Here is an 11,643-nt window from a genome sequence, read left to right as displayed (position 1 = left end):
CAGTTAAGGTATTATAAATATTTTTTTTACAATTTCGGAAATTAATTCCGAAATTGTAAATTTATAGTATGATTGAAAGAATTGCTAAAAAAGAACTACTTGAGTTAAGTGACCAGTTTAAATCAATAGCTGTAATTGGCCCAAGGCAATCCGGCAAAACTACCTTAACCAGAAATGTTTTTCCAGATAAACCTTATGTTTCTTTAGAAAACCCGGATACGCGCTTGTACGCTGAAGATGATCCACGTGGGTTTTTGAGTCAATTTCCTGATGGCGCTATCTTAGATGAAGCGCAGAGAACTCCTAAACTCTTTTCTTATATACAACAAATTCTGGATGAATCGACATCTAAAGGGAAATTCATCATTACAGGTTCTAATAATTTTTTACTTCAGGAAAGCATCGTACAAACCTTAGCGGGTAGGGTAGCTTATATTAAACTTTTACCGCTTTCTATCTCAGAATTAAAATCAGCAAACATGTTTAATGAAAATGTTAACGGCTTTATTCTAAAGGGCGGATATCCACCTATTTATGATCAAAATATCCCGCCTAACAAATGGCACCAAAACTATATAAATACATACTTGGAAAAAGATGTGAGGCAGATAAAGAACATTACCAATTTGTCATTGTTCGAAAGGTTTTTAAGACTATGTGCGGGTAGGATTGGACAATTATTAAACATGAATAGTTTAGGGATTGAAGTTGGTGTAGATAGTAAAACAATAGCTTCGTGGATTGGGGTTCTTGAAAGTAGTTTCGTGATACATTTACTGAAACCTCATCATCAAAATTTTAATAAACGCATAGTTAAAATGCCGAAATTATATTTTTATGATACTGGACTGGCAACTGCCTTACTAGGGATACAGAATGAACTACAATTAGATACTCATCCAAGTAAGGGAAGTCTCTTTGAAAATATGGTTATTATTGAAATGCTGAAATCAAGATTTAATTTGGGACTACCCGATAATCTATATTTTTGGAGGGATAATGTAGGCAATGAGATTGATGTTTTAATTGATGAAGCAGGTACGCTTTACCCAATAGAAATTAAAGCTGGTAAAACGATAAATACCGATTACTTTAAGGGAATTAATTTTTGGAATAAATTAACATCTGGAACAGGGGGAACAATAATATATGCAGGAAGTGAATCGCAGATGAGAAGTACTAATATTAATATCTATCCCTGGAACAGTATGGGCTGGGAATAACAGTAGCCTTTTATCGCGGTTTTAGGACTGAGGACTTAAGGCTCATGACTATTTAATCATCACCCCGGGCCGGTTTACCAATGGGATTTTAATCAGATTGGAATCGATGATGCTTTCGGGTAAGAAAATAAACTTTTTATCGTAAATGGTGTCGCCAATGTAATAGCTTAGCCAGTATTCGTTAGTTAAGCCAAATACTTCAGGATCGATGGCTTCCACGCCTGCAAATGAATTGGCTTCCATGTCACCTACAAAGTGTCTTAAAACAGAAGTTTTCACCTGTTTACCGTCTTTTTCACCATAACCTTTAGAGCTGATCAAAACATTGGTTATGGGCTCGTTTTTTAAATTAACGAGATAAACCGTCCAGCTTTTTACTTCTGGTGTTTCGCCCATTAATACAACGGCCATCGCAATATCTTCAACTGTATTTTCTGGTAAATCTGCTTTCATAACCATTATTTGTCGTCATGCTGTCCCGAATTTTTGGGATCAGCATCTCTCGCAAACAGAGACCCTGAAACAAGTTCAGGGTGACGCGCTGTTAATTACTTTTTCTTCGCTACAGCCTTTTTAGCGGGAGCTTTTTTCTTCGCCGGTGCTTTTTTCTTCGTTTCGAAAGCGTTTGGCACCTGCTCTACAATCATTTTTTTAACTACTTCCAAATCAATATCCACCAATTCTTCTGGTGTATACTTCTGTTTGGTCGCCTCGTTGTTTCTTAATTTAAGCATCAGTTTGCCAAAACGGATAAACGGTCCCCAACGGCCATTTTCGATAGAAATTTTTTCAGCATCCCAGGTTTTAATGTACCTGTTGGCCTCTTTTTCTACTTTTTTGCCGATTAAGGTATTAATGTCTTCTTGTGTTAAATTATCGAAATCGTATCCTTTTGCAGGGATATTGATAAACAGGTCGTTCCATTTAATAAACGGACCAAAGCGGCCTTTTCCTTTGGTTACGCCTAAACCTTCATAATAAGCAATAGGTGCATCATCGTCCATTTTCTGGCGGATAATTTCAACTGCTCTTTCATATGTTACCGATAAAGGTTCCTCGTTTTTAGGAAGGGAAATAAAACTTTCACCCCATTTAACGTAAGGGCCAAAACGACCAACCCCGATCATTACTTCTTTCCCTTCAAAATCAGGTAGTTGGAAAGGAAGTTTAAATAGCTCCAGCGCATCATCTAAAGTAATGGTTGCAACAGACTGTGTCCGCATCAAACTGGCATACCGGGGTTTTTCCTCTTCATCAAGCTCACCAATTTGAACCAATGGCCCAAATTTACCAACCTTGGTGTATACATTTTTACCAGTAGCAGGGTCTAAGCCCAATAAGCGCTCGCCAGTGGCACGTTCTGCCGTTTCAAGCGTCGTTTCTACTTCGGTATGAAATGGATTATAGAACGAGTGCAGCATTTTGGTCCACTCTTGCAAACCCTGTGCAATTTCATCAAATTCTTTCTCCACCTTGGCGGTGAAGTTAAAATCGACGATTCCTTTGAAATGTTCGACCAGGAAATCGTTTACCACCTCGCCAATATCAGTAGGGAAGAGTTTTGATTTCTCTGCACCGGTAATTTCCGATTTTGTTTCTTTTTTTACCTGCCCATCAGCCAAAATGATAGAAGTAAACTTACGTTGTTTACCATCTCTATCTTCTTTAACCACATAACCACGGTTTTGTACTGTAGAAATGGTGGGTGCATAAGTAGACGGGCGGCCAATGCCCAGTTCTTCTAGTTTTTTAACTAAACTGGCCTCTGTATATCTTGCCGGCGGGCGCGAATAACGCTCGGTTGCCTGCATTTCTTTTAAAAATAGTTCTTGTCCTTTGCTTAGAGGAGGTAAAATTGCGCCACCTTCTTTTTCTTCGTTTTCTTCATCGTCAGTCGATTCCAGATAAACCTTTAAGAAACCATCGAATTTTAATACTTCACCTTCAGCAACTAAATATTCTTTTCGGGTGGAGGCCGTAATCTGAGCGGTTGTTTTTTCGAATAAGGCCTCACTCATTTGCGAAGCTATTGAACGTTTCCAGATTAAATCGTATAAACGTTTTTCTGAAATATCTCCATCTACACTATGTCTGTCAAAATAGGTTGGACGGATGGCTTCGTGAGCTTCCTGTGCACCAGCCGATTTTGTTTTGTAAATGCGTTGTTGGTGGTATTTATCGCCATAAGCAGATTTAATCTCTGCAGCAGCTGCATTTAATGCCGTTTCTGATAAGTTTACAGAGTCTGTTCTCATGTAGGTAATCTTACCCGCTTCGTACAGTCTTTGTGCAACCTGCATGGTTCTGGCTACCGAAAAACCTAATTTTCTGGAAGCTTCCTGCTGTAAGGTTGAGGTGGTAAACGGCGCTGCCGGATTACGTTTTGCAGGCCTTGTTTCTAAACTCGTAATGTCGAACCTGGCATTTACACAGTCCTGAAGAAATTTTTCAGCATCAGCCTCATTTTCGAAACGTTGTGGCAATTCTGCTTTTACCAGCTCTCTTCCTTTGCCGGTAGAAAACTGAGCCGTGATTTTATAGGCTGCAGCTGCATTAAAATTTAAAACTTCTCTTTCTCTGTCAACAATTAAACGTACGGCTACTGATTGTACACGGCCTGCAGATAGTGATGGTTTTACTTTTTTCCATAACACCGGAGAAAGTTCGAAACCCACCAAACGATCTAATACACGGCGTGCCTGTTGGGCATTTACCAGATTATAATCGATGCCACGCGGACTTTCTATAGCTTTTAAAATGGCTGGTTTGGTGATTTCATGAAAAACGATGCGTTTTGTTTTCTCCACTTTTAGGCCTAAAGTTTCGAATAAGTGCCAGGAAATAGCTTCCCCCTCGCGGTCCTCATCGGATGCCAGCCATACCATTTCGGCTTCCTTGGCTAGTTTTTTTAATTCGGCGACCACATTTTTCTTGTCGGCAGGTACCTCGTAGGTTTGGGCAAAATTATTCTTGATATCAATCGCCATATCGCCTTTAACTAAATCCCGGATATGGCCATAGCTAGATTTCACCAGGAAATCTTTACCTAAATAGCCTTCTATAGTTTTAGCTTTTGCGGGTGACTCGACGATTAATAAATTTTTGGCCATGAAATACGTTTTTGTGCAAATAAAGCTATAATTAAAGCATAAATCCAAACCTGAGGAGAATTTAATACAATTTTTTTCTGAAAGGTTGTCGAAATATGTTGATTTCCTGGGGGATTTTAATGTGGTTTTAATATTTTTTTGTTTTTGAAAAGCAATAACAATGCTATTGGGCTAAGGTTGTTCCCGCCCCCGTTTCTGCCGATGAAAAACCGGCATCTCACTTCGGTCGGGTTTAGGTGGCTAGGCTAATGCTGCTATTTAGGTTTTAATAGCGTTGTGCCAGGCATCAAACTTGGTTCATTAAACCCGATAAAGCGCAATAGCCCACAGCGCAGTGAGGACTATGAGCGATAGCGGGACTGTAAATGCCAAGAACCACTGCCTTCAATTTCCTGATCAAAAAAAAGACGCTTGTTTGCGTGCTGAAATAACCTGCTTTCGTTTTCAACCTTAAACGCTTTAATTATCCATATCACATAATTTACAACAACATTACGTTAACGAAACCTATTTGTAACTATATTCGTATATAAAATAAAACAACGATGATCAGCACAATTTTAATTCTATTAAACTTATTGGTGTCGCCACCAAAAAATGTTTACGATTTCAGCTTTAAAACCATTGATGGTAAAGAAATTAAGCTATCGCAATTTAAAGGCAAAAAAATCTTAATTGTTAACACGGCTTCTAAATGTGGTTTCACTCCACAGTATGAGGATTTAGAAAAACTTCAAAAGCAATACGGTAAAAAAGTAGTACTAATTGGCTTCCCTGCCGGTAATTTTGGTGGACAGGAGTTTTCTACCAACGCAGAAATTAAAGAATTTTGTACCGGAAAGTATAACGTTTCCTTTTTGCTTGCAGAGAAAAGCAGTGTTAAGGGTGATGATATCAGTCCTTTATTCAAGTATTTAACTTCTCAGACCAATACCGAAGAGCAGGGTGATATTAAATGGAACTTTGAGAAATTTTTGATCAACGAAAAAGGAGAATTGGTACACCGTTTCCGTTCAAAAACAAAACCAACAGACGAAGCGATTGTAAAGAACTTATAAAGAGTAGGGTTTAGGGGTTAGTGTTTAAGCGCTAAACCCTAAACGCTAACCCTTAAACAATTCCATTTAGCCTAGCTTTTCTCCAGTACCGTTTTCCAAATTAAAGCACTAAGTGCTGCACCAATAACCGGTGCTACAATAAAGAGCCAAACCTGGCTTAATGCCTGTCCGCCAACCAATAGGGCAGGGCCGATACTTCTGGCAGGATTTACCGATACTCCTGTTACCGGGATCCCAACAATATGAATGAGTGTTAAACTTAAGCCAATTGCCAATCCCGCAAAGCCTCCGTTGATGTTTTTAGTAGATGTGGAGCCGAAAATAACCAATAAGAAAATAAAGGTGAGTACAATTTCAGCAATGAAACCAGCCTGTAGGCTATAATGTTGTGGAGATAGTGCGGCAAAACCATTTTGCCCTAATCCATTTGCTGTTAAAGAATATTCTGGTTTTCCTGAGGCAATTTGCAGCAAAATAAATGCTCCTACAATACCGCCCAGTATCTGCGCCACAATATAATAGGCTGCTTCTCCAATTTTCATGCGGCCTGCTATTACCATTCCGATTGAAATGGCCGGATTAATGTGACAGCCTGAAATGTGGCCTATGGCATAAGCCATTGCGGTAACGGATAAGCCAAAGGCAAAAGATATGCCCAATAAGCCTACGCCTGTGGTTCCGTTTGCTCCTGCTATAACTGCACTACCACAACCCATCAAAACCAACACGAGCGTGCCCAGGAACTCGGCACTGAATTTAGAAAGTTTACTTGTCTCCATATCATTTAATATTTAAAGGTTTAAATGTGGTATCAGGATGATTGTCAATCGAATATAACTAAAAAATTAGAATATCAAATGGATAAAGTATTGTTGGTTTGACCTTAGTTGTTGTGAAATTTTAGGCAAGAGAAAGGGGCTTAAATCCATAAGCCCCAATAAACCAAACAAACTATTTATGAAGTTTATATATAACTCCTGTTTAAATAAAATGTTTTTGTAAAAAGTAAATTATTTGTGCTTCATTCTGGATTTACTGGTTTAATTGCAGTTTACTGCCCAAAATGTATATGAATGTAACTGAATTGATAGAAAACAGCGATTTGTTTTAGGTTTAATACCCTAAAACAGGTTAAGTTGTTCCGGTTGGTATAAGTTAGGGTCGAAACTGTAAGCTTCAGGTATATTTTGAGTATTAGATATGTAAAAAAGCTCAGTTTCTTCATATCTCGAAGCAACTTTAACAAAGGTATTGCCGGCAACATTTTTAAAAAGATTTTCAACCAACTGTGGGTCGTTGTTATCCTTTGATAAGTGGCTCAATAATAAATGACTCATGTATGGGGCTTTATGGTTGGTGAAAAGCTCTAAAGCCTGTGCATTACTCAAGTGACCATGCCCACTCATAATTCTTCTTTTCAAAAAATAGGGGTATCTGCCATTTTCCAGCATCTGCGTATCGTAGTTTGCTTCTAAGAAAGCAGCATGGCAGTTTTTGAAATGTGAGATTAAACGGTCGCATACAGAGCCTATATCAGTAAAAACACCAACTCTTACGTTATTGCATTCAACGGTAAAGCTGTAAGGATCTGCTGCATCGTGGAATTTAGAAAAGGCAGAAATCTTTAAACCGCCAATCTGAATGTGCTGTAAATGATTTAATGAAAAGGTATTGTTTGCATCCAATAATAACCGGCTGCTTTTTAAGGTCGCAGTACTAATGTAAACCGGGAGTTTATGTTTTTTAGCAAAAACGGAAAGTCCCTTAATGTGGTCACTATGTTCGTGTGAGATAAAAATGGCTTTTACTTTACTGATCGGTAAACCCAAACGGTTCATCCGGGTTTCAACTTCTTTGCAGGTTAGGCCAACATCAACCAAAACAGCTTCATTATCATTACCTACATAGTAACAATTGCCATTACTGCCCGAATTAATTGATGTAAAATATAGTGCCATTTTCAGCCTGCAAGATAAGGCTTATTTGGCGAAGGAAAAAGGAAAACTATACTCTTGTTCCATTGTATTCTACCAGGCGTGAAAGAAGGGGCAGGAAGGCCTGAATCAGGTTGATTTCTTCCGAAGAAAAGATTTTTTCCATGGTTTGTACCAGCCATTCTTCTTTTATTTTTCTGCTGGCAATAATGTGTTTTTCGCCCAGTTTGGTTAAGCCGATAAAAACCTTTCGTTTATCCGCTTCGCTTGGAAAGCGCTCTACACATTTGGCATCGAACAGGCGGTTAATGATTTGCGAAATAGCTTGTTTTGATACCCTTTCCATATCTGCCAGCTCGGTAGATAACATTTTGCCGTGTTGTTCGAGCAGCGACATGGTTAATAGTTCAGCGTTGCTAAAGTCTGAACTTACATTCTGCTTGCGTAACTGTCGGGTTAAGCGAGTAACGGTGCTTCTGAGCTTTGCGGCAATCTCTTGTGTTTGAGTAGGCATCTTAATGGTAAATAAACTTTACAAATATAAGCTTTTAATTTTGTGGATGAACTAATATTGTTTTTTGTTTTGTGTGAATTATGATTATATCGTGATAAAACTGCTTATTTTTTGTTTTATAGTTCGATTATAATTTTTTACTTTTGTAAAGTTACTTTACTATTTTAAACATGAGTATTTTTCGTTCATTAAGGCATTACAATTACAGGTTATTTTTTACAGGTCAGGCTATTTCATTAATTGGTACATGGATGCAGCGTGTAGCCATTAGCTGGCTGGTTTACCGTTTAACCGGATCAGCTTTTTTGTTGGGATTGATTACTTTTTTAAGTTTAATTCCTTCGCTGGTGCTGGCGCCATATGCCGGGAGTTATGTAGACAGGCATAATAAATATAAAATATTGGTGATCACTCAGGTAATCCTGATGTTGCAGGCCGGTGCCCTGGCTTTGATGATCTGGTTTAAGGTGTACGATATGGTCTGGATTGCAGCCCTTTCGCTGGTTCAGGGTTTGGTAAATGCTTTTGATGTTACTGCCCGCCAATCGTTAATGGTAAATTTAATTGATGATAAAGAAGATTTACCAAATGCCATTGCACTCAACTCTTCCATGTTTAATGCGGCCAGGCTAATCGGGCCGGCCTTGGCAGGGGTAATTTTGAGTACCCTGGGTGAAGATATCTGTTTCCTGATCAATTTTGTAAGCTTTATTGCGGTATTGGGTTGTATGGTCATGATGAAACTTAAACTCACTGCACATCAAAAATCGAAGGAAAATATCTGGATCGACCTGAAAAAAGGTTATGATTATCTTAAATCATCTCCAGATTTGGCATCGATGGTACTAATGATGGCTGCATCGAGTTTATTGGTAATTCCTTTTACTACTTTATTACCTGTATTTGCCAAAGATATTTTTAATGGAAATGCCACCACATTTGGCTGGTTTGAAAGTGCCGCAGGATTTGGGGCCTTCTTTGGTGCCATTTATATGGCTACTTTAAAGGTGAACCAGAATCTGCAAAAGATTGTGATGATGTCGGGTATTTTGCTGGCCATTTCGGTTGTCGCGCTGGCTATATCACCATCACTTATCCTGGCTTTAATTTGTACTGGTTTAGCTGCTCTGGGTTTAATGGCGCAAACCTCGTCAATCAATACTTATTTGCAAACGCATGCCGATGATGTAATGAGGGGCAGAACCTTAAGTTACTATATCATGGCCTACCAGGGTGTATTGCCAATAGGGAGTTTATTAATGGGTTATTTGGCACATCTTTTTGGGACGCAGGTAGTCGTTGCTTTTGAAGGTATAGCTGGTTTGTTGATTGTTGCGGCCTTCGTATACAACGAAAATCATCGTAATCAATTGAAGAATAAGTTTTCTCTTTTTGGAAGTTAGCTCATCATATTCTCTTAACTACCTTAACTTCTTAATGGTGTGCGCTATAGAGAAGGTTTTTTACCATTAAGGAATTAAGAACATTAAGGTTTGGAGCAAAGGTTTCCCGCAGATTAAACAGATAAGGGCCGCAGATTTTAGAATGGGTTAAAACGCCAAACGCCTCTCGCCAAACGCTTACCCCTGTACAATTTGTATATCACGAAAACCATCGTAACCAGTTAAAGAATAAGTTTTCTCTTTTTGGAAGTTAGCTCATCATATTCTCTTAATTACCTTAACTTCTTAATGGTGCGCTATAGTGAAGGTTTTACCATTAAGGAATTAAAAACATTAAGGTTTGGAGCAAAGGGTTTCCCGCAGATTAAACATATAAGGGTTGTAGAATTTAGAATAGGTTAAAACGCCAAACGCCTTTCGCCAAATGCTTACCCCTGTCCAATTTGTATATAACAAAAACCATCGTAACCAGTTAAGAATAAGTTTTCTCTTTTTGGAAGGTAGATCATCATATTCCCTTAGCTACCTTAACTTCTTAATGGTGTGCGCTATAGTGAAGGTTTTTAACATTTAGGAATTAAGAACATTAAGGTTTGTAGCAAAGGGTTTCCTGCAGATTAAACAGATAAGGCCGCAGATTTTAGAATTGGTTAAAACGCCAAACGCCTCTCGCCAAACGCTTACCCGTGTAAAATTTGTATATCACGAAATTCATCGTAACCGATTAAAGAATAAGTTTTCTCTTTTTGGAAGGTAGCTCATCATATTCTCTTACTACCTTAACTTCTTAATGGTGTGCACTATAGTGAAGGTTTTACCATTAAGGAATTAAGAACATTAAGGTTTGGAGCAAAGGTTTCCCGCAGATTAAACAGATAAGGGCCGCAGATTTTAGAATAGGTTAAAACGCCAAACGCCTCTCGCCAAACGCTTACGCCTGTACAATTTGTATATAACATTGGTTAAAACCCCAAACGCCTACTCGTGTACAATCAACTTACAATCGACCATTATTTTTTGGTAATGTTGGATATCGATTTCTTTGTTGATTAATTGTATCAATAGTTTAATTGCATTTTCTCCTACCGATTCAGGATTTTCTTCAATAGAGGCAATAGGTGGTGAATCGAGATAACCGATGAAAGAAGTGTTCCCAAATCCTATACACTCAATTTCGTCAAATTTGGGGTGGTTTATCGACCTCAGGTATTTTATCGCATCGAATAGGATCGGTTCTTTAAAAGCCACCAGTGCAGTAGGCATATTATCTGGATTGGCAAATAAGTTCTTAATTGCTGAAATTGTATTTTCTTTATCAAAATCGGTATAAGCAACCAAATCTGATGAAAAAGGTACTTGATTGTCTTTTAAAGCATTGATGTAACCATTAAAACGATCGTGCGTAAAATTAATCATTTTTGGGCCGCCTAAATAAGCAATCTTTTGATGCCCCCTGTCTATTAAAAACTTTGTAGCCTGATAACAGCCCTGAAAGGTATTGCCCAGTACTTTATGGCAGTTTAAGTTAAAACTCGGGTTTCGGGTATAATATACCACCGGAATGCCCATGTTTTCGAACTGGTCTAAATGCCCAAAATCTTGTGTATGTTTTGAAATAGCTACAATTAAACCATCAACCCGGCTCCGCAACAACATATTAGCAGATTGGATCTCTTTCTCCAGTTCATCGTGAGATTGACTAATGATCACATTGTATCCGTTTTGCGTAGCAAACTGTTCCACACCATAAATACTTCTGGTGAAAAAGTGATCTAAAAGATTGGGTAAGATAATACCAATAATGTGCGATTTCTTTTCCTTTAAATTAATGGCTGATTTATTGGGCGTAAAATGCAAATCGCGAGCCATTTCCTGAACACGCTGTTTGGTGTATTCGTTTATGGTTGGGTAGTTGTTAAGGGCTTTTGATACTGTTGATACTGACATCTTTAACTTTTCAGCCAAGAATTTTAGTGTAACAGGGGTATTGTTCATCATCTTTTCCAATCTCAATGCATAGTTAAGAAAAAAAACGCAATTATTTCAAACGTTTGAAATGTAGTTTCAGTGGATTTTATTGCGTTTTGGCCTATTTTAAAACGTTTTAATCTTTTAAGCTTTTCTAAATTCGTTATCACTAAACACAAACTAACCAAATAAACATGATGAAATCATCCCGTACTTACTTCAGTTTTAAAAGGGCATTTACTGAAGGATCAAGTTTAGTTGTTAAAACTAACTACATTTTGTCGCAAAGATATTACGAATTAAAGACAAAATCATACAATTCCCAAGACGCTTAACCGCAAAATTCAAACATTTTCCTGATCGCTTCTCTTGCAGCTGCTGAGCGACATTTTAAATTAAATTAATTGGATCTGTACAGTTACAAATCTACTTA

General features: G+C 38.0%; 9 protein-coding genes. 3 read left to right on the top strand and 6 right to left on the bottom strand.

What is annotated here, in order from left to right; all coding sequences use genetic code 11:
- Positions 1-68 precede the first annotated feature (68 nt).
- The gene (locus tag AC07YT_RS02960) at positions 69-1,223 is read left to right on the top strand and encodes an ATP-binding protein (RefSeq protein WP_086545874.1); all 1,155 of its coding nucleotides are present in this window, start codon (positions 69-71) and stop codon (positions 1,221-1,223) included.
- A gap of 48 nt (positions 1,224-1,271) precedes the next feature.
- Here the strand turns inward: AC07YT_RS02960 and AC07YT_RS02955 are convergent, their stop codons facing one another.
- A complete protein-coding gene (locus AC07YT_RS02955; protein ID WP_086549292.1) occupies positions 1,272-1,676 on the bottom strand; it encodes a hypothetical protein in 405 nt (134 codons plus the stop codon).
- Positions 1,677-1,771: 95 nt separating this feature from the next.
- Positions 1,772-4,333, bottom strand: coding sequence for a type I DNA topoisomerase (gene topA / locus AC07YT_RS02950; protein WP_086545875.1), 2,562 nt, complete (start codon positions 4,331-4,333; stop codon positions 1,772-1,774).
- Positions 4,334-4,878: 545 nt separating this feature from the next.
- On the opposite strand from topA, the gene AC07YT_RS02945 reads away from it, so the two are divergent.
- The gene (locus AC07YT_RS02945; RefSeq protein WP_086545876.1) at positions 4,879-5,391 is read left to right on the top strand and encodes a glutathione peroxidase; all 513 of its coding nucleotides are present in this window, start codon (positions 4,879-4,881) and stop codon (positions 5,389-5,391) included.
- A 71-nt stretch (positions 5,392-5,462) separates the two neighbouring features.
- Here the strand turns inward: AC07YT_RS02945 and aqpZ are convergent, their stop codons facing one another.
- From aqpZ to AC07YT_RS02930, 3 genes are all read right to left on the bottom strand, one after another.
- Positions 5,463-6,170, bottom strand: coding sequence for an aquaporin Z (aqpZ, locus tag AC07YT_RS02940; RefSeq protein WP_086545877.1), 708 nt, complete (start codon positions 6,168-6,170; stop codon positions 5,463-5,465).
- 342 nt (positions 6,171-6,512) lie between these two features.
- Positions 6,513-7,349 carry an MBL fold metallo-hydrolase gene (locus AC07YT_RS02935; RefSeq protein WP_086545878.1) on the bottom strand — a complete coding sequence of 279 codons (837 nt, stop codon included), beginning with the start codon at positions 7,347-7,349 and terminating at the stop codon, positions 6,513-6,515.
- Positions 7,350-7,395: 46 nt separating this feature from the next.
- Positions 7,396-7,839, bottom strand: coding sequence for a MarR family winged helix-turn-helix transcriptional regulator (locus AC07YT_RS02930; protein WP_086545879.1), 444 nt, complete (start codon positions 7,837-7,839; stop codon positions 7,396-7,398).
- A gap of 170 nt (positions 7,840-8,009) precedes the next feature.
- Between AC07YT_RS02930 and AC07YT_RS02925 the strand changes: the two genes are divergently transcribed.
- Positions 8,010-9,242 (top strand): MFS transporter, encoded by a 1,233-nt coding sequence (locus tag AC07YT_RS02925; RefSeq protein ID WP_086545880.1) that lies wholly within the window; start codon positions 8,010-8,012, stop codon positions 9,240-9,242.
- Positions 9,243-10,220: 978 nt separating this feature from the next.
- On the opposite strand, the gene AC07YT_RS02920 is transcribed toward AC07YT_RS02925, so the two are convergent.
- Complete coding sequence (locus AC07YT_RS02920; protein WP_494945159.1) at positions 10,221-11,237, bottom strand: LacI family DNA-binding transcriptional regulator; 1,017 nt, start codon at positions 11,235-11,237, stop codon at positions 10,221-10,223.
- Between the last annotated feature and the right edge of the window lie 406 nt (positions 11,238-11,643).

The organism is Pedobacter sp. GW460-11-11-14-TSB4 (assembly GCF_059423705.1).
This window is presented reverse-complemented; position numbering and strand designations above follow the sequence as displayed.